This is a genomic window from Bradyrhizobium sp. CAR08, assembly GCF_052871955.1.
In genome coordinates, this window is sequence record NZ_JBIXJX010000033.1 from 24,222 (window position 1) to 43,702 (window position 19,481).

Consider the following 19,481-nt stretch of genomic DNA (forward strand, 5'->3'; position numbering starts at 1 on the left):
AAATGTCAACCCCGGCAATCGACCTTTTCGAGGTGAGTAAATCCTACAAGGACCGGACCGTCGTGGACGCTCTTTCGTTTACGGTCTCGCCCGGAGAGTGCTTCGGTCTGCTGGGACCAAACGGAGCGGGTAAAAGTACGCTTGCGCGATTGATCCTGGGTGTTGCATCGCCCGACGCAGGTAAGATCCACGTGCTTGGCGAGCCGGTGCCGGCACATGCGCCGTTGGCGCGTCGGGGCATCGGGGTTGTCCCACAGTTCGATAACCTCGATCTTCAGCTCACCGTGCGCGAAAACTTGCTCGTTTTCGGTCGCTACTTCGGCATGAGCGCGACCGAGGTCAACGCGGTGACGCCGTCACTGCTCGAATTCGCCCGCTTGGAGAACAAGGCGGACGCCCGCGTCGCCGAACTGTCCGGCGGCATGAAGCGGCGGCTGACGCTGGCACGTGCCCTCATTAACGACCCGCAGGTATTGGTACTTGACGAGCCGACGACTGGCCTCGATCCGCACGGCCGTCATCTCATCTGGGAACGCTTGCGCTGGCTATTAGCGCGCGGCAAAACGATTCTTCTCACCACCCATTTCATGGAAGAGGCGGAGCGATTGTGCGATCGCCTGTGCGTGCTTGAGCACGGCCGCAAAATCGCGGAAGGGCAGCCTCATGTTCTGATCGAGCAGCAGATCGGCTGCCAGGTGATCGAGATCTACGGTGGTAATGCCCATGACCTGCTGCCGCTGGTTAGAACCACAGTGCAGCACGCCGAGGTGAGCGGGGAGACACTGTTCTGCTATGTCAAGGATCCCGAGCAGGTGCGTCGCCGGCTTGGCAACCGTCCGGATCTCCGCCTTCTGCAGCGTCCGCCAAATCTGGAGGATGTCTTCTTACGGCTAACCGGGCGAGAGATGAAGGACTGAACGATGTGGCAACGTTTTGCGTCCGCGCTCCCTGCTAATCCATGGAATTGGATCGCGGTATGGCGCCGCAACTTTCTGGTCTGGCGGAAAGTCGCTCTGGCGTCGATTCTTGGGAATCTGGCCGAGCCGATTAGCTCTCTGTTCGGTCTTGGCTTTGGCCTCGGAATGATCGTAGGTGGCGTTGAGGGAACTTCATACATTGCGTTTCTGGCGGCTGGCATGGTCGCCACAAGCGCAATGGTCTCCTCAACCTTCGAAACGATCTATGGGGCTTACGCTCGCATGCAGACAGGTTGCACGTGGGAGGCTGTGCTCTGTACGCCCCTGACGCTCGGCGACATTGTTCTCGGTGAAATGGCATGGGCAGCGAGCAAGGCCTTGCTCGCCGGGACGGCGATCACGATTGTTGCCGTCGCGCTGGGGTATGCAGAGTGGTCGTCCATTCCCTATGCGTTACCAGCCATCGCCCTCACTGGCATTGCTTTCGCGAGCCTCGCAATGGTCGTTTCAGCTCTTGCACCGAGCCACGACTATTTCATCTTCTACCAATCACTTATCCTCACCCCCATGATGTATCTGAGTGGCGCGATCTTCCCAATCAGCCAGTTACCGGGTTCATTTCAACGCATAGCGGCCTTGTTGCCCCTGACACATTCGGTCGATCTCATTCGTCCAGTAATGCTCGGTCGGCCGGTCGACAGCGTCGGTTTGCATGTGGGCGCACTTTGCATCTGCGCAGCGTTGCCCTTCTTCGTCTCGGCCGCGCTGCTTCGGCAACGCTTGATGCGGTGAGAGGAATAAAACCTAAAGCGAAGCGTCGCGCGTGCGAGATCAGACACCGGACGTAACGAACGTTCGATTCGCGGCCGACGCTTATATGAGCCTCGTTTCGTTGGCGATGCCTGCGGCCCCGCGGCGACGTGCGGCCGACTCGCCAAGCGAGCGATACGAAATAGGTCAACAGACCTCTCAGATGAACGGAGAACAAGATGCTGTGTCTAGGATTGAGTGGCGGGCTTGACAGGGTCTATGAAAACCCGCTGCAACTACCGAACACGTTTCTGCACGACGGCGCCGCGGTGCTCGTCAAGGACGGTCGCGTGATCGCTGCCGTCGAAGAGGAGCGTCTCAACCGCATCAAACATTCAAACAAGCTTCCGAGTAGTGCGATCGGATACTGTCTAGCAGCCGCGGGCGTGGAGCTTCGCGACGTCGATCGTATTGCGTTCTACGCGACTGAAGCCTACTGCAATTCGATGCTCGAACGGTTGTTCATCTCACAACCTGAGATCTCAATTCCGCTAGATGCGAATCTCCTGTTGCGGCACCTTCTCGCGGCAGAGTTCGGTGGCCAAGTTGACCCTTCGCGGGTGTCATTCGTAGGCCATCATCAGGCCCATGCCGTAAGCGCTTTGGCAATGTCCGGTTTTGAAGAAAGCCTGGTTCTCGCGATCGACGGCTGTGGCGACTTCCTCTCGGGTCTGTTGGCGGTGGGGTCGGGCACCGAAATGACCGAGCTCATGACGTTTCCAGAGACCAACTCTCTCGGACTGTTCTATCTCGAAACGATCCGATACCTCGGCTACGGCCTGTTCGACGAATATAAGGTCATGGGATTGGCTCCTTATGGAGATCCCGCTCGCTATCGCGAGCTTTTCTCCCAATTTTATGAGCTCTCCCCCAACGGTGCCTACCGGGTTCACCTCGACCGTATCGGCCCGGCATTGCTGCGCAATATCGAGGTCCGGCGAAAGGGAATGCCGTTCACGCAACAGCACCGAGATGTGAGCGCTTCATTGCAGGAGGCGCTGGAGCGGATCGTCTTTCACATTCTTCGGCATTATCGTGAGCAGACCGGAATGAAACGGTTGTGCCTGGCTGGCGGGGTGGCCCACAACTGCACGCTAAACGGAAAACTGCTGTACTCAGGCCTGTTCGAAGAGATTTTTGTGCAGCCGGCCTCGCATGATGCCGGATGCGCATTGGGTGCGGCGCTGATGGTGTCGAACGAGGCCGGGCAGGCTCCGCCCCGCGAGCGACTACAGGCGGTTTATTGGGGGCCCGATGTCGGCAGCGACGACAGCATTGAACAGGAACTGAAGGGATGGGCCGGACACCTCGAGATTGAACGGACCGCTGACGTCGCAGCCAGAGCAGCCGAGTGGATCGCTGATGGCGCTGTGATCGGGTGGGTACAGGGCCGGTCCGAGTTCGGCCCTCGTGCGCTCGGCAACCGCAGCATTCTTGCGGACCCGAGGCCCGCGGCAAACAAGGACCGGATCAATGCGATGGTCAAGAAGCGCGAGAGTTATCGACCGTTCGCACCATCGGTTCTCGAGGAGGATGCGGGCGCGTTCTTTGAGTTGCCGGATGGTCGGGCAGAATATCCCTTCATGAACTTCGTCGTGCGCGTGCGCGAATCCATGCGTGCATTGCTGGGCGCGATCACGCATATCGATGGTACGGCTCGGCTGCAAACGGTGTCCCGCACGAGCAATGCCGCCTATTGGGAACTTATCAATGCGTTCAAGGCTCGGACGGGCGTACCGATTCTGCTTAATACGTCGTTCAACAACAATTCCGAACCGATCGTAGATTCCGTCGCCGATGCGATTACGGCGTTCTTGTCGACCGAGCTGGATGGCCTTGTGGTCGGGTCATTCCTCATCAAAAAGCGGGCAACAACGCTCGAAAATTGGACCGCGCTCGCTGTATCACTGCCGCCCCATGTATCTCTTTACCGGGTTCGCGCTCATGCGGGCCGAGACCGCCAGGAGACAATCTGCGAGATCCGCATGGGTCACTCCAGCCATGACAGCGTACGCGTCTCGCATGACCTATTCGACATGCTGATGCAAATCGAGAAGGAAGCTGTTCTGGCCGATCTTCTCGCCAGGGTCACCTCTGACAGGACCAGGCGCGAAGCTCTCCTGAACGAACTGCGCGGGCTGTGGGATCAGCGTCGTATTCGGCTGCATCCGTCACAGACTGGGCCGTCGTAAAAGGTGCGTAATGTGACACCTCTAGCATGACCTGCCAATCGCAGTGCCGTGCAGGATGAGTTTGCGGGTTGGGTGACTTGCGTCCAGGTGACCAGCGCCCGGCGTGGATCGGCATCGCAGATGAGTTGGTGCGCCACACTCGCGCAACGAGAAGGGTTTGATAACGTGACGAAGGAACGCTTTGTTGTTTCGCGGAGGCGCACCGGCTTTGGTGATTGCCTCTGGTCGTTGGCATCAGCCTGGTCGTACGCGCAGCGGACCGGGCGAACGCTCGTTATTGACTGGCGCGGTTCCTGTTATGTCGACCAACCGTTCAGCAATGCCTTTCCGGTGTTCTTCGAGCCGGTTGAGGAGATCGCTGGCGTGCCGGTGATTTGCGATGACAGGGTCAACCAGCTCTCGTTTCCCGGTCCGTTCTTCCCGCCGTGGTGGAATAGGCCATCGATCGACTGTATCAATCGTCCGGACGAGCAGATCTTCCGAGAACGTGACGAACTGACTGAGCTGTTCCAAGCAGGAGACGATAACGAGGCCAACACCATTGTCTGTGACGCTTGCCTGATGTGGCGTTGTGGTGAGGAAGCCGAACGACTGATCTTCCGAAACATCAAACTCAGGTCTGAGATTCGAGCGCGGATCGAGGACTTGTATGAGCAACACTTTAGCGGCCATAGTATCATCGGCGTTCATGTTCGGCACGGCAATGGCGAAGATATCATGGGGCATGCTCCGTACTGGGCCGATTCGGAGCTCGCTCTTCGTCAGGTCTGCATGGCAATCCGTAAAGCCATGGCATTGCCCTATCCAAAGCCTGTTAAGATCTTCCTGTGCACGGATAGCGCACAGGTGCTCGATCACATATCGGGTCTGTTTCCCGATATCTTCGCCGTACCAAAACGGTTCCAGGCCGATCTGGCAGGGCCGTTGCATAGTGCGGAAATGGGAATTGAAGGTGGAGCTTCCGCGCTCATCGACATGTATCTTCTTGCGCGATGCGCCACCGTGATCCGCTTTCCCCCCACCAGCGCCTTTACGCGCTATGCCCGTCTGCTCGTGCCACGCATTATTGAATTCGATCTGAGCAATCCGGAGCAGTTGACCCTGGTCGATAATCCATACGAGCATTTCGCGGCTTCATGAGGTGGCGCGAATCTGAACCTGAGCAATCGTCGCCTAGATCGTCGGCCTGATACTGCTGGCTTCCACAGCATCGGGTTTCGCAACGTCCGCAGCTGAGGGCTGACCGACGCACTGCCGGGATGCAGTGGTACAGCGAATGCTCACCGAAGCGTAGGCCAATGCCGGCGAGCGTCGGCGGCCTTGTCCCGGGATACGTCGGACCGCGACGTGTAGGTCGACGGGCCGGAGAAAAGGTTAGGGTCCCGGCATCGCCGGGCCGAAACCGCCATCGGTGGCCACGCGGTGAAGAGCACGGCAGTGGTGGCCCGGGCCGCCGAGGAATCTGACGTAGCAGACGGTCACGTCAGAATGTCCCAGCAGCAAGGACGCGCGTCAGGTAGACGTATCGCCGTTTCTGCGTTAATCCCTTCGCGGTCAGCTCGTCTTCTGGACGACGGCCTTGTTCATGCGCTGGTTGCGAAATTCTTTCGACCGCATCTGATCAACGGCACGAGCCCCAGCCCACCGATGTCGAACCAGAGCCGCATCTGCGGCGGCGCGTCCAACCGAGGAAATTGAACGAACTGGCCATCGATCCTGATCTCCGCAAAAGGCAGCTAAACTACCTCCGCCAATTCGAATGAGCCACAGACCACCCCTGGAGTGCGACGCGGTCAACGCGCCCGGGGGCTTGACGCGGCGTTGCTGTTGTCGAAAAGCAAACAGGCCAGATGTTCAGAACCTGCCATTTGTCGCAAAAGTGCGCCCCTTATGCCCTGCGTCGCTTTGGCCCGGATCCTGCACCAGTTGCACAGCCGATGGGAGCGGAAGGGAGCCGCGTGTGAAGCTAGATCTACCAGATGACAAAGCGGTCGTACCTCAATCGTCGGAAACGGACCCTAGCGGTCCAATTCACGCCGATCGAGCGGGCCGTCCGCTACGAGAGCGAAAGACGCTCGTATTGACCGGGGCATCGCGCGGTATCGGTCGCGCCACCGGAAAATTGTTTTCGAAAGCCGGTTGGCGCATCATTTCTTGCGCGCGCCAACCATTGGACGCGGCGCGTCGCCCATCAGACTCAGAGGGCGATAGCTATATCGAAGTCGACCTGGGCGATCATCGGATGCTGCCGCGCGTGATTGCCGAGATCAAGGAGCGCCTTGCTGGCGCACCGTTGCACGGACTGGTAAACAATGCCGGAAACTCACCAAAAACGGCAAACGGTACCAGGCTGACATCGCTGGCGACCTCAGTCGAGACCTGGATGAGCGTGTTCCACCTCAATCTGGTGGCACCGATCCTTCTCTCTCAAGGCCTGTTCGACGAATTAAAAAGGGCGTCAGGCTCGATCGTCAACGTGACCTCGATCGCCGGCTCGCGGGTGCATCCATTTGCGGGCTCGGCATATGCGACTTCGAAAGCTGCGCTCGCTTGTCTCACGCGCGAAATGGCGCACGATTACGCCGCGCATGGCATTCGCGTCAATGCGATCGCGCCCGGCGAAATCAAGACGGACATTTTGTCGCCTGACACGGAAGCGCATCTTGTGCCAAAGATCCCACTCCGCCGAGCGGGTACACCCGAAGAGGTCGCCAAGGTCATTTTCTTCCTATGTTCAGATGCGGCAAGTTATGTCACCGGCGCCGAAGTGCCGATCAATGGCGGGCAACACTTATAATTCAATCAGCCCCTAAAGAGCCCCGGCTGTTCTGAGCTTCATCGATGGAAGTCATGTTGGCCGGGGTGAATCCGCGCAGCGAGTTGGAAAACAAAGCGGCAAAGCTAGTTACTCTAAGTGCTGCCGACGTGCCATGAAGAGGGGTAATCTCTCGTCCCGCCCTGAGAACTGGATGTCAGATCGGGCATGCAACACGAATCCAACAAGTCCGATGGGGAGGATCGAGAAAGGAACGGAGAAGTCGTCATGCTAGACAGCATTTCCCTGCGCGAAAAGCCAAACTCAACCTCCGACGCGGACGCTTCCGCTTGTATTGTGCGGTCCCAAGAGAAATCGCTAAGCACGATTGTTGAAATAGCGCACACGCTCACTGGCCTATGTCGGCTCGAGGCTAAGCTGGCGAGCGTCATCGAGCGCCTGGGATCGCTCGTGCAGATGCGGCGCGGCATCGTATGTCTGTTCGAGCATGACGGCGGGCCGGAGATCATCGTGGAGGACGGCAGGAGCGAAGACCGCGATGCGCGCTGCCGGGTGCGCTTGCCGCAAGGAGCAATCGATCAAATCGTCGCGTCGGGGCAGCCGCTCATTGTGGAGAATGTAGCGCTGCATTCGGCCTTCAGTTCTTCGGAGGTCGATATGCTAGATGCCGGCGGTCATACGCGTGTTGCGTTCATCGGCGTTCCTATAGACGTTGACGGCAAAGTTGTGGGTACGCTGAGCATCGACCGCATCGCGGACAACGGGACGCGTGCGCAGCTCGAGGACGAACGCCGCCTTCTGACGATGGTCGCCAGCCTGCTGGGCCAGACGACGAAGCTGCATTGCTCGTTTGTGCGCGATCGCGGGCGCCTTATGGACGAGGAGTTCCGGCTGCAGAAGCAACTCTCCGAGCTCAAGCCTCATGGGCGGGACCGTAAGAAGGTCCAAGTCGAGGGAATGATCGGCGACAGCCCGGCGCTGCGCGCGCTACTTGACAAGATCGAGGTGATCTCAAAATCAAATAGCACGGTTTTGTTGCGTGGCGAATCGGGTACCGGCAAAGAGCTGGTCGCGAAGGCTATTCACGAGCGCTCAGCGCGCGCCAAACGCCCCTTTATCAAGCTGAATTGCGCAGCCCTCACCGAGACCGTGCTGGAATCCGAATTGTTCGGACACGAGAAGGGGGCGTTTACGGGCGCATTCAACGCGCGCAAGGGGCGCTTCGAGATCGCCGACAAGGGAACGCTGTTTCTGGATGAGATTGGAGAGATCTCGGGCTCGTTCCAGGCGAAGCTTCTGCGCGTGCTTCAGGAGCAGGAATTCGAGCGGGTCGGCGGCAATCAGACGATCAAAGTCGACGTCCGCGTGATTGCGGCCACGAACAAAAATCTTGAAGAGGCGGTGGCAAGGAACGAGTTCCGTGCCGATCTCTATTACCGCATCAGCGTTGTTCCTCTGCTATTGCCGCCGCTGCGGGAAAGACGCACTGATATTCCGCTTCTCGCCGCTCGTTTTTTGAAGAACTTTAACAATGAGAACGGCCGTACTCTGGTATTCGATTCAAGTGCGATTGAGGTCCTCATGAATTGCGGATTTCCCGGCAACGTCCGTGAGCTCGAAAACTGCGTGCAGCGGACCGCGACGCTAGCGCGAGGATCGTCGATCGTAAGAGATGATTTTGCGTGCTGCCACGGGCAATGCCTGTCGGCTTTGCTATGGAAGTGTGGACCGGCGGAAATGGCCCGACAGCCGAGCCCGACAATCTCACTGCCCGCGAGGCTGGGCATGCCGCCAACACAGGCCGTCACACCCGTTCAGCCGGTGAGCAGCGAGCTGACACCGCTGGGGCCGCCCGGGCGCCCCGTGGTGGGTGCCGCGAAAGTCACCGATCGCGAGCGCGTCATCGCAGCCATGGAAAGATCCGGGTGGGTACAGGCGAAGGCGGCGCGCCTGCTTGGACTGACCCCGCGCCAGATTGGCTACGCCTTGCGAAGACACGGCATCGAGATCAAACGCTTCTGAGCCAAGCGCCGAGCTCGCTCCTCTCTCTCTCTCTCTCTCTCTCTCTCTCTCTCTCTCTCTCTCTCTCTCTCTCTCTCTCTCTCTCTCTCTCTCTCTCTCGCGCGCGCGCGCTCGGCCGACTGGCATAGGAGAGCGTGGAAAAGAGGCGGTCGCCAGCTCGGATGCATGATGGGGATGCTAGCGTTGTGCCTTGGGTTGGGATTTACTCGCCGGCGACGCGTAGGGCGTCTTCGCTTCGGCCGGTCTTGTCATCGTCTGTTTGCAACGTACTCGCCCTGAAAATGGCTTTGGGTCGAAGCGGCGCGTGATCGCTGCGGCTCCGTTGCCGCCCCTGACTCCATCAGCTTGAGATCACGCCGGTGCGTAAACCATCGCAGTTGCGACAACCGGCTCGTCGTCAGCCTGCATTCATTCCTCGTTGGCGAAATGCCTTGGGTGGTATGACATTTGCTGCGTCGGGAATCGGCTCGGCATCTTAGGAGAAGTACATGCACAGCATCGTCTGCATCAAACAAGTCCCCGACTCCGCGCAAATCCGCGTGCACCCTGTTACGAATACGATCATGCGTCAGGGCGTGCCGACAATCATCAACCCCTATGATCTCTTCGCATTGGAAGCTGCGCTCGAGCTAAGAGATCAATTCGGCGGCGAAGTCACCGTCCTGACAATGGGACCGCCGTCGGCCGAAGAATCTCTCCGAAAGGCACTGACATTTGGTGCCGATCGCGCTGTCCTGCTCACCGACCGTAGCTTCGCGGGCTCCGATACGCTGGCGACGAGTTACGCGTTGGCGAGCGCGATTCGCAACATCGGCAAGGAATATGGCCCACCGGACGTCATATTCACCGGCAAGCAGACGATCGACGGCGATACGGCGCAGGTGGGACCTGGCATTGCAAGGCGGCTCGGGGTCCAGCAGCTCACTTATGTTTCCACGATCAAAGCGTTGGACCTCAAGCTACGGACCATCGAGGCCGAACGGCGCTGCGAAGGGGGCGTCCAGGTGTTGGGTTCCAAGCTGCCGTGTCTCGTCAGCATGTTAGAGGCAACAAATCAAATTCGCCGCGGCGCAATGATAGATGCGTTGCGTGCCGCCCGCACCACAATCGTAAAATGGAGCGCCCAAAGTGCTGGCGTGGATGACATGGCCAATTGCGGTCTGAGGGGATCGCCGACCGTGGTCAAGCGTGTGTTCGCGCCCTCCGCGCGAGCGGAGAAGGCGACGTGGGTTGAGGCGGCCGAGCAGCCGGCCCAAGCATTGATCGACGCTATGTTCAAGCGCAACCCTATGCTCGAAACGGAGCTCGCACAGCTCGCCTCATCTGCGCAAGCTCGCGGTGCGTGAAGTCACAGCTGATCGAGCGCAGCGAGCAACAGCCTGGGTCTGGTTACGCATTGGCCCGTCGCTCGTTGTACAGGCGCGACCAAACTTCTCGACCACTCCCCGGCAGATGCGCCAAGAAGGTGAGCCTTCAACCTGCGTATCCGAGCGCCGAGAGCTCGGTATCGGACCAGGATACAAGACGGCCCGCTACGCTAACGCTTGTCGCTACCTTCGAGACGACCAGTCCGCTGGGGAATTCACGCAGCCCGACGATGTGCGCGTTCGAGTTTTGTGGCGGCCGCACAGAATATCAGAGCGTGGAGCTCGCGCGAGGGATCCCAGTCCTCGCGCGAAATCCGCCGTGTTTCACGCGACTGCAAGTGCGGGCAGCGCACCGTCCGACCACCGGACGGAATCGAGGTTGGCTGATGAGCTCAGCCTTTCCCGGTCAACATCACCGCCAGCTCGTCCCTATACTGCCCCAGATCACATAGGAAGAACCGTGATCGGCAGAACGGCCGCGCACCATCGTGAAAATCACCGCAGGGATAGTCGCGCACCAACTTCAGTTCAGCCCTGGGCCCCCAACGTCCCGCGGGCGCGCGTGCTAACGCGTGGTAAATTGCGCGCTTAGCGCCGGGTTAGGCCGCTCGGGTCGCAACGGCTTTCGCAACTCTCTTGGTGTTTCCTGGATAAATCGTGAGCGCGGCGATAATGCCGAGCAAAGCCGCAAACATCAACCAGAAACCGGGCGACGCCTTGTCATCTGTCCGGTCGATCAGCCAAGTCGATGCAAGCGGCGTAAACGTGCCAAACAGAGCCGCGGCGAGTGCGAACGCCAAAGAAAAGCAAGTTGTGCGAATGTGCTTCGGCACGATTTCGACCAGAGCGCCCAACATGGCGCCGCTATAGGTGCCAAAGTAAAACGAGAACATCATCTCCACGATCAGCATCTTGCCAAAGCTTGGGTCCGTTACAAGCCAAGACAACGCTGGATATGCAGTCACCAAGGCAAGGCCGGCAATGGTCAGCAGGACCGGTTTCCGGCCGATTCTGTCGGAAATCGCGCCGCCAATTGGGTTCCACATGAAGTTCGTCACCGCGACCAAAAGCGTCACTAAGAGCGTGTTCTGCGTGGACAACTGCAATACGTGCCTGCCGAACGTAGGCGTGTACACCGTCACGAAATAGAATGTCGTGGTCGTCAGCATCGCGATCATCATGCCGAGAATGACGATGCGCCAGTTCGCAAGTGTGGAGGCAAAGACCTCGCGGGCCGTTGGGTGGTTCTTCATGACCAGAAACTCCGGAGTTTCCTCCAGCGTCCGGCGCAGGAAGAAGATAAGCGGCACGATCAAGCAGCCAAGGAAGAACGGGATCCGCCAGCCCCAAGCGGCAACCATTTCGGCCGGAAGTGCTTCGCTCAAAAAATATCCGATAAGAGCCGCGACAAAGATCGCAACCTGCTGGCTCGAGGACTGGAAAGATGTGTAAAAGCCGCGGTTGCCCGGAGTGGCAATCTCGGAGAGGTAAACGGAAACACCACCAACCTCAACGCCGGCAGAAAAGCCCTGCAACAGCCGTCCGAACAGCACGATCGCAGGTGCGGCAATGCCGATCGTCGCATAGCCCGGACAAAAGGCGATGATGATCGTGCCAATGGCCATGATCGAAAGCGTGATGATCAGGCCTTGCCGACGGCCAATCTGGTCAATATAGGCTCCAAGCACGATCGCACCAACAGGTCGCATCAAGGCACCCAGCCAGAACACACCGAAGGTGTTAAGCAGTGAAGCGGTTTCGCTTCCTGATGGAAAGAACGCGTTTCCGATCGCACTGGCGTAGAACCCGAACAAGAAGAAGTCGAACTGCTCGAGGAAGTTGCCGCTCGTGGCACGTAAGATGGCGCCAATGCGCGATTTGGCATTTGAGGCGTGCGCAATGGGCGCTGGTGACATGGCGAGTTTCCTCTCGATTTTGAAATGGCCGCTTCCGAGAAAATCTCACCGCAGCCGCGTGCAGTTTCATGGCCGCGAATCGGCCATCAGGGCACTATCGACAACCCGTAAGCGCCTGACGTTTCCGGCATATTTTCGGCAATTGCCGCAAACCCTCACAATTTTCGCTCGTTATGCCGCTCGTGCAGCAGGAGTGGCTCTCAAGCTACTGAACCCTCGGGCAATTCTCGGCGTCAAGGTCGTCGACAAGGTTGTTGTCTGTGGCGTGGCCGAAGTTCTCATCAAACGTACCGATATGCAGTGAAAGGGGAAGGACGAGATCGCTGGCATAGGAGCCGCAGCGAGGAGCTCCGTGAGATGTCGTGCTAGAACAGCTCGCGAGCCTGCGATTGGGGCCGAAACTGCGCTATTATCTCGCCCGATCTCCAGCGATGTCGATATGCTCAAAGCTAACTGGAGGTTCGCCGGATAGGATTTTGTGAGCGCGCTGGCGATCAAGCGCGGCGCCGATGGCCGTGCTTGGAAACAGCCACGTTGTCCTTCGAGCGAGGCGCGCCTCGTACTTCGAGGGGCGCTCCGGTTCGTATGTGGTCCAAACCCGGCGTCTCCGTAAACAGGGCCAAGAACAGGCACAAGCCTCGCGGTGGCATCGGGGCCTGGAGCTGGGCGGCACATCGTGATACGATCTGACCGCGGCTCGCGCATTCGGAATCTGACCACGACAACCGAGGTCGCATCGCTTTGCCTTATTCGACGGTTACCGATTTCGCGAGATTTCGGGGTTGGTCGACGTCCGTGCCTATGAGGATGGCCGTGTGGTAGGCCAGGAGCTGCACCGGAATCGCATAGACAATCGAAGTGAATGTCGCACCCATCTCCGGCAGCACAATGGTCGCGAGTGAATCCATGGACACGTCTGCGGCTCCCCTAGCGTCGGTTATCAAGATAATCTTGCCACCGCGTGCAGCGACCTCCTGCATGTTCGAGAGCGTCTTTTCGAACACCCGGTCGGAAGGAGCGATGACGATTACGGGAACACTCTCGTCGACCAAGGCGATCGGGCCGTGCTTGAGCTCTCCGGCCGCATAGCCCTCGGCGTGAATATAGGATATCTCCTTCAGCTTCAGTGCCCCTTCCATGGCCAGTGGAAACGACGTGCCGCGACCAAGATATAGCACGTCACGCGATTTGGTGATGTCGCGTGCGAGCTTCTCGATCTGCGGCTCGTTGGCCAGCGCCGCTGAAACGAGCCGAGGAACTTCGATCAGCTCGCGTACCAGATCGGTGCTGTCGCCCTCCGACAATTCACCGCGGGCCTTGCCGGCAGCGACCGCCAGCGCCGCCAGGACGACCAGCTGGCATGTGAACGCCTTGGTCGAGGCAACACCGATTTCGGGCCCCGCGAATGTCGGCAACACTGTCCCGCTTTCGCGCGCAATGGTCGAACTCAGTACGTTCACGATCGAGAGGGTATGCAGACCTTGCGATTTGGCGTAGCGGAGCGCGGCCAGCGTATCGGCGGTCTCGCCGGACTGCGAGATGAAGATAGCAAGATCTCCTTGGCGCATCGGTGCCTCACGATACCGAAATTCGGAGGCGACATCGAGCTCGACCGGAATACGAGCCAGCCGCTCGAACCAGTATTTGGCGATGTGGCCGGCGTAGCCTGCCGTACCGCAAGCCGTGACCGAGATATGTCCGATGTCATTGAAGTCGAACGGAAGCTCCTGCGGCACTGCCACGCTCTCGCGGGCAATATCGACGTAATGCGCCAGCGTCTGCCCGATCACCTCTGGCTGTTCGTGGATTTCCTTCGCCATGAAGTGGCGGTAGTTCGCTTTGTCGACGAGTGCCGACGACGCGCCAGAGTTCACCACATCCCGGCGGACGACTGTGCCTTGTGCGTCGTAGACCACGCTGAAGTTGCGGTTGAGCACAGCCCAATCGCCATCCTCAAGGTAGGTGATCAAGTCGGTAAGGGGCGCGAGCGCGATAGCATCCGATCCGAGATACATTTCGCCTTCGCCATGCCCGATCGCGAGTGGTGAGCCCTTGCGCGCACCGATCATGAGGTCGTGTCGGCCCTTGAACAGAATTGCAAGCGCAAACGCGCCCACTAGCCGCGGCAGCGACGCTTTTACTGCCTCCTGCGGCGAGCTGCCATTCTTCAGATAAGAGTCGATGAGATGCGCCACCACCTCCGTGTCTGTTTCAGAGGCGAAACAGGCGCCATGCTGTTTCAGCTCCGTGCGCAGCTCCCGGAAGTTCTCGATTATGCCGTTATGGACGACTGCAACATTGTCCGTTGCATGCGGATGAGCGTTGTGTTCGGTTGGCTTGCCATGAGTAGCCCAGCGCGTGTGCCCAATCCCGACATGGCCTGAAAGCGGATGGCAGCGAACACGTGTTTCAAGGTTTTTCAGCTTTCCCTCGGCGCGTCGAAGCTCGATATGATTTCCTTTGAGCGTTCCGATGCCAGCTGAGTCGTAGCCGCGATATTCCAGTCGTTTAAGTGAATCGATGAGGCGATCCGCGACCGGACCGCGCCCCAAGATGCCTACAATTCCGCACATGGTAACCAGTTTACCTCAACTTCAAAACAGACCGTCTCGCAAGACGCGCCTGACCAATTCGCTCGCTATTTATCGACCGGTGTAGTCGTGCCGGCCTACCATCGCGCACGCGTCACTCGGCGTGCGCGAACTCAAAGCAACACCGGAAGCCCAATCGAAGTCGCCAGGCGATCTGAAGCAACTTTCTGGCAATCGGACAATGAGCGCCGTCAGCAATTAACAGCTGCATGATTCTCTCCTTTTGTCCGATTTGGCCGATACCGCTAAGAAGTCCTGGTAGGTCTGCCGCATTCCATCTGTAAGCCGTGTCCTCGCGCGCCAGCCGAGCTTTGCGAGGCGGCTGACGTCGAGCAGCTTGCGCGGCGTGCCGTCGGGACGCGAGCTGTCGAAGGCGATCTCGCCGCTGTAGCCGACGATCTCTGCGACGACGCGCGCGAACTCGGCGATGGTGATGTCCTCGCCGGTGCCGATGTTGATCAGCTCTGCGCTCGAATAGGTCTTCATCAGGCACACGCAGGCGTCTGCCATGTCGTCGACATAGAGGAATTCGCGCCGTGGCGTGCCGGTGCCCCACACGGCAACACTCTTGGCACCCGCGACCTTCGCCTCGTGAAAGCGCCGGATCAGCGCCGCGACGACATGGCTCTGTTCGGGATGATAATTGTCGCCGGGGCCGTAGAGATTGGTCGGCATCACGCTGATGAAGTCGCTGCCGAACTGGCGGCGATAGGCCTCCACCATCTTGATGCCGGCGATCTTGGCGATCGCATAGGGCTCGTTGGTCGGCTCCAGCGGACCTGATAGCACCGTGTCCTCGCGCAAGGCCTGCGGCGCCAGCTTCGGATAGATGCAGGACGAGCCCAAAAACATCAGCTTCTCGGCGCCATTGAGATACGCGGCATGGATCACGTTCGCCGCGATCGCGATGTTGTCATAGATGAATTCGGCACGCAGCGTGTCGTTGGCGACAATGCCGCCGACCTTGGCGGCAGCAACGAAGATCACCTCTGGCCGCGTCTTGGCGAACCAGTCGAACACGGCGGCCTGGTTGCAGAGATCGACGTCGCGCCGATCCACCGTGACGAGATTCACGTCCTCCCGCCCCAGCCGGCGCACCAGCGCACTGCCAACCATGCCGCGGTGGCCGGCGACGTAGACGCTTCTGCCCTTCAGCTCAAATGGTGCGTTTGCCACTGGCCACATCCCGTTTGGCATCCGCCAGGTCGCTCGCCATCATTTCCGCGACGAGTTGGGCAAACGTCCGCTTGGGCGTCCAGCCGAGTACCTTGCGCGCCTTGCTGGCATCGCCGACCAGGAGATCGACCTCGGTGGGGCGGAAATAGGTGCGATCGATCCGGAGTACGGTGTTGCCGCTCTTGGTATCGACGCCGGTCTCGTCGATGCCTTTGCCGCGCCATTCGATACGGCGGCCGACTTCGGCAAAGGCAAGCTCGACCATCTGTCGCACCGAGCGCATCTCGCCGGTGGCGAGCACGAAATCGTCCGGCTTGTCGGCATGGAGGATCTTGTGCATGCCTTCGACATAATCCTTGGCATGACCCCAGTCCCGCTTGGCCTCGAGGTTACCAAGATAGAGCGTCTGCTCCAGCCCGAGCTCGATGCGGGCGACGCCGCGGGTGATCTTGCGGGTGACGAAAGTCTCGCCGCGGATTGGGCTCTCATGATTAAACAGGATGCCGTTGCTGGCGAACATGCCGTAGGCTTCGCGGTAGTTCACCGTGATCCAGTAGCCGTAGAGCTTGGCCACGCCGTAAGGCGAGCGCGGATAGAACGGCGTGGTCTCCTTCTGTGGGACCTCCTGCACGAGGCCATAGAGCTCCGACGTCGAGGCCTGGTAGAACCGCGTCTCGTTCTCCATCCCGAGGATGCGGATCGCTTCCAACAGGCGCAACACGCCGATCGCGTCGGCATTGGCGGTGTATTCCGGGCTCTCGAAGCTGACGGCGACGTGGCTCTGGGCGGCGAGATTGTAGATCTCGGTCGGCCGGATCTGCTGCACGAGACGGATCAGGTTGGTCGAATCCGTCATGTCGCCGTAATGCATCAGGAACGGCACATTGCCGAGATGCGGGTCCTGGTAGAGATGATCGATCCGTGCGGTGTTGAACGAGGACGAGCGCCGTTTTACGCCGTGCACGATGTAGCCGAGCGACAACAGGTATTCAGCAAGATAGGCGCCGTCCTGGCCGGTCACGCCGGTGATTAGAGCGACCCGCCGTTTGCTCTCTTGGTTTAACAAATGATTCCTCTGCGCAGGCTAATGTCATTCTCCAATCGACGAGGTCGATCGCGTCTGGCTCTTCAGATGTGGGAGCGTCACGCTCTCGAACTGCCGAAGTGTGGACCCTCTACAGGCATTGCGTCGATTGCTCAACTGTATGGAGGTAAACCCTCCGCGTCGAAAAGGTTTTGGAGGACTATACGAAAGTTTGTAGTCCGGCAGAGTTTGTTCGGCCTTCGTCAGGCGCTTCTCTATTGCTTGGGTGCGCCCAATGAATTGCGGGGCAGCTAAGAGGTAGCAGACCATTTGGCCGAGAAGCGTTCTACGGTCTCTCCGTGCTCAGCTTGGGCGTCGAGCCAGGGAGTGTCCCTCATTCCTTGTCCTTGCCTAGAAGTTTTCTAGTCTTGCTGTTCATCCAGTGCGACTGCGAGCAAGCCGGGTGAAAGGTGTTCTCTGTCGCGCAGTCCGAAGGCGCGCATATTGCAGCCCCACGGCAGAAACACGCGGGATGAGCTGATCGTGGAGCGAGCCGACTCGGGCTGTTCAAGCACGCGCCGCCTGCTCGAATGCGCCAAAAGGGGGCGTGAGCTTAGAGGCGCGCCATCGAAATGGATCGCTGGCTTATCGGGTTTGAACGCCGCGTAGCGCTCAATCAAGGTGCCGAGATCAATCTTCGATCGCCGCGTGTCTAAACTTCCACATCATTTCCGTTCCAAGGCGATCACATGAGGTTTCCAATGCTCGTTCGTCGTGTGTTAAAGGGCTTGTTGCCTGCATCGGCGTCGGCCCTGGGGCAATCGTCAGGCCTGCATCTCGAGCATGCCCAGCTCGCGGAGCTAGCGGCAGCTCTCTTGCTGCCGCAATCAGCCGCTATCCATGCCGCGCCCTCGTCCCGGACTACTCGTTGTCTTCTAGTCTGCTTTCGTTCAAGGACGGGCGCGTCCGTCCGACCATGGCATGACGTGCATTCGGACATGGTGATAAGCGCACCATGATGACGGCTTTTGGCGCAGTCCCGTCACAATTGGCTCCCCGCACATATACGCTCTTCCAGGATCGCCATTCTTGAAGCCAACAATTGCCCGACATTGGCCTCACAATGGTCGACGAGCAACACCGTGTTGGATCCATCGGGTCTTCTCACATCACCGCTCCAGGATAGCGCATCAATCTCGCAGCGGCTCGTTGGCACTTGGCGCTCGCAATCGTATTTCGAAGTCTCCAATGCTGGATTGGTCCTTCTTACATCTGTGCAATCGTGACCTCATGCGACTTGGCGATTTGCGTAGACAGAACAGGACCAGCGTCCCTTCGTACTCAGCGCGATTCCTCAGCCGCTTTGGCAGAACACCCCTCATCACACGCGATCGGCTTGCTCCGCTTTTGTCCACAGGAATTCTAGGGCGACTGAAGATTGGAGCCACCTAGCAGGGGCACTCTACAATCCGACGCTACGTACGATTCAATCCCCTGCGGGGGTTATTGCGGGAATATCTCACGCCAGGAGCCAGCCTCGACGGGAGGAGGGCGGGAGGCGCTGCGCCAAAGCGGCTGGCTTTCGCTATTCGTCCTCCGCGGAATTGCGCAGCCAGGGTCAGCCCAAGTGTGCCGGCATAGCTACGCCGCGGCGGTGAGGCTGCTGCTCGTGGCAACGAGCGACCACGCGTGTCAATGAAATTCTTGTAAGGTGCATGGAATAGGAGTGCGCTCGCCGGCCGAATCAAGCGTCCATGGCGAGGATGCGCTGTGGGATCTGTGCAAATTGGCGCCTCGTCTATCCGGCCGAGCTCTCCCGCTACACTGTCTGGGCGGGGCTGTTTCCCGGGATTTCTCGGGGCTGGCGCCGCTGGGCAGAATGGGAAACGAGATCCATTGGCAGCGGTTATTCTGGTCAATGAGTGCAATTTCCGTCAAGGCACTAAGCAGTGACTTTGCCGTTCCAGACAAACTTTGGACGATGGACCTCGAAAGGCGCCGTCAGGTGCAGGCCGCGTCAGGTCAACGATCATTGCGGCTTCGATCTATGTGGGGGTCGTCATGCGTTGGAAGACGGCGCCGATCGGCGCTCCTCCCCATTCATCTTGAGGCGCGAGCGACTGTTAGGCCGGCATTCTCCAGTGCATCCAAGATCCTATCAGCAACCACCCGGGGATCGCGCCGGTCCTCTATGCTCACGCTACAGGCCAAGGTAGCTGCCATGATCGCGTGAGCCGTTTTGCGCTGGAGGCTGTTGTACTCGGCATACTCGCCGCAAGTGTTGCAGGTGATCACTGGTCGGCCGGTCCAGGGATCGTGCATTGCGATCTCGCACCAGTTATCTCTGTGACATTTCTGGCAGAGCATAAATAGAGAGTTCCCTGTGGTTTGAGCTCGCGCTACATGGTCGTCAGTTGAACGACTGCTTGGCATCCAAAGCTGCAGAAGCTGACCTGCCCCTGCCGATTTCCTCCAGTTGAAGTTAGAGTCCGGCCTTCTGAAGGACGGACAAATGAAGCGAGCCAGGTTTACGGAAGAGCAGATTATAGGCGTGCTGCGCGAGCATGAGGCCGGTGCGAAGACGGCCGATTTGGCACGCAAGCACGGCGTCTCGGAAGCGACGCTTTACAACTGGAAGTCCAAATTCGGCGGTATGGACGTCTCGGATGCCAAGCGGCTACGGCAGCTTG

13 protein-coding genes are annotated in these 19,481 nt (G+C 59.1%); 9 read left to right on the forward strand and 4 right to left on the reverse strand.

The features are described 5' to 3' along the window. The first annotated feature begins 2 nt into the window (after positions 1-2). From nodI to ACIPUD_RS37805, 7 genes are all read left to right on the forward strand, one after another. A complete protein-coding gene (gene nodI, locus ACIPUD_RS37775; protein ID WP_007600116.1) occupies positions 3-917 on the forward strand; it encodes a nodulation factor ABC transporter ATP-binding protein NodI in 915 nt (304 codons plus the stop codon). A gap of 3 nt (positions 918-920) precedes the next feature. Continuing rightward, a complete protein-coding gene (locus ACIPUD_RS37780; protein ID WP_446482741.1) occupies positions 921-1,709 on the forward strand; it encodes an ABC transporter permease in 789 nt (262 codons plus the stop codon). A 197-nt stretch (positions 1,710-1,906) separates the two neighbouring features. Further along, positions 1,907-3,919 carry a carbamoyltransferase family protein gene (locus tag ACIPUD_RS37785; RefSeq protein ID WP_446482742.1) on the forward strand — a complete coding sequence of 671 codons (2,013 nt, stop codon included), beginning with the start codon at positions 1,907-1,909 and terminating at the stop codon, positions 3,917-3,919. A 120-nt stretch (positions 3,920-4,039) separates the two neighbouring features. Continuing rightward, entirely contained in the window at positions 4,040-5,059 is a 1,020-nt protein-coding gene (locus tag ACIPUD_RS37790; protein WP_446482748.1) for a nodulation protein NodZ, read from the forward strand. 820 nt (positions 5,060-5,879) lie between these two features. Then, positions 5,880-6,716, forward strand: coding sequence for an SDR family NAD(P)-dependent oxidoreductase (locus ACIPUD_RS37795; protein ID WP_085383602.1), 837 nt, complete (start codon positions 5,880-5,882; stop codon positions 6,714-6,716). Between the two features lie 246 nt (positions 6,717-6,962). Beyond that, positions 6,963-8,717 carry a nif-specific transcriptional activator NifA gene (nifA, locus tag ACIPUD_RS37800; protein WP_446482743.1) on the forward strand — a complete coding sequence of 585 codons (1,755 nt, stop codon included), beginning with the start codon at positions 6,963-6,965 and terminating at the stop codon, positions 8,715-8,717. Positions 8,718-9,205: 488 nt separating this feature from the next. After that, positions 9,206-10,063 carry an electron transfer flavoprotein subunit beta/FixA family protein gene (locus ACIPUD_RS37805; protein WP_007605808.1) on the forward strand — a complete coding sequence of 286 codons (858 nt, stop codon included), beginning with the start codon at positions 9,206-9,208 and terminating at the stop codon, positions 10,061-10,063. A gap of 620 nt (positions 10,064-10,683) precedes the next feature. On the opposite strand, the gene tcuC is transcribed toward ACIPUD_RS37805, so the two are convergent. Then, positions 10,684-12,000 carry an MFS transporter gene (gene tcuC, locus ACIPUD_RS37810; protein WP_085348758.1) on the reverse strand — a complete coding sequence of 439 codons (1,317 nt, stop codon included), beginning with the start codon at positions 11,998-12,000 and terminating at the stop codon, positions 10,684-10,686. On the opposite strand from tcuC, the gene ACIPUD_RS37815 reads away from it, so the two are divergent. Then, on the forward strand, positions 11,999-12,304 hold the full coding sequence (locus ACIPUD_RS37815; RefSeq protein WP_446482744.1) for a hypothetical protein: 306 nt from the start codon (positions 11,999-12,001) through the stop codon (positions 12,302-12,304). The genes tcuC and ACIPUD_RS37815 overlap by 2 nt on opposite strands. Before the next feature lie 442 nt (positions 12,305-12,746). Here the strand turns inward: ACIPUD_RS37815 and glmS are convergent, their stop codons facing one another. The 3 genes from glmS to gmd form a co-directional block, all read right to left on the reverse strand. After that, positions 12,747-14,573, reverse strand: coding sequence for a glutamine--fructose-6-phosphate transaminase (isomerizing) (gene glmS, locus ACIPUD_RS37820; protein ID WP_446482745.1), 1,827 nt, complete (start codon positions 14,571-14,573; stop codon positions 12,747-12,749). Between the two features lie 216 nt (positions 14,574-14,789). Next, positions 14,790-15,767 carry a GDP-L-fucose synthase gene (gene fcl / locus ACIPUD_RS37825; RefSeq protein ID WP_446482746.1) on the reverse strand — a complete coding sequence of 326 codons (978 nt, stop codon included), beginning with the start codon at positions 15,765-15,767 and terminating at the stop codon, positions 14,790-14,792. Continuing rightward, the gene (gene gmd, locus ACIPUD_RS37830; protein WP_007600132.1) at positions 15,748-16,833 is read right to left on the reverse strand and encodes a GDP-mannose 4,6-dehydratase; all 1,086 of its coding nucleotides are present in this window, start codon (positions 16,831-16,833) and stop codon (positions 15,748-15,750) included. Before gmd ends, fcl begins: the two co-directional genes overlap by 20 nt. A 2,470-nt stretch (positions 16,834-19,303) precedes the next feature. Here gmd and ACIPUD_RS37835 point away from each other — a divergent pair. Next, the coding region (locus ACIPUD_RS37835; RefSeq protein WP_446482749.1) for a transposase at positions 19,304-19,481 on the forward strand (178 nt) is incomplete at its 3' end.

Coding starts and splice junctions, on each gene's coding strand:
- nodI (WP_007600116.1), top strand. CDS start 3: ATGTCAACCCCGGCAATCGACCTTTTCGAGGTGAGTAAATCCTACAAG.
- ACIPUD_RS37780 (WP_446482741.1), top strand. CDS start 921: ATGTGGCAACGTTTTGCGTCCGCGCTCCCTGCTAATCCATGGAATTGG.
- ACIPUD_RS37785 (WP_446482742.1), top strand. CDS start 1,907: ATGCTGTGTCTAGGATTGAGTGGCGGGCTTGACAGGGTCTATGAAAAC.
- ACIPUD_RS37790 (WP_446482748.1), top strand. CDS start 4,040: ATGAGTTGGTGCGCCACACTCGCGCAACGAGAAGGGTTTGATAACGTG.
- nifA (WP_446482743.1), top strand. CDS start 6,963: ATGCTAGACAGCATTTCCCTGCGCGAAAAGCCAAACTCAACCTCCGAC.
- ACIPUD_RS37805 (WP_007605808.1), top strand. CDS start 9,206: ATGCACAGCATCGTCTGCATCAAACAAGTCCCCGACTCCGCGCAAATC.
- ACIPUD_RS37815 (WP_446482744.1), top strand. CDS start 11,999: ATGGCGAGTTTCCTCTCGATTTTGAAATGGCCGCTTCCGAGAAAATCT.
- tcuC (WP_085348758.1), bottom strand. CDS start 12,000: ATGTCACCAGCGCCCATTGCGCACGCCTCAAATGCCAAATCGCGCATT.
- glmS (WP_446482745.1), bottom strand. CDS start 14,573: ATGTGCGGAATTGTAGGCATCTTGGGGCGCGGTCCGGTCGCGGATCGC.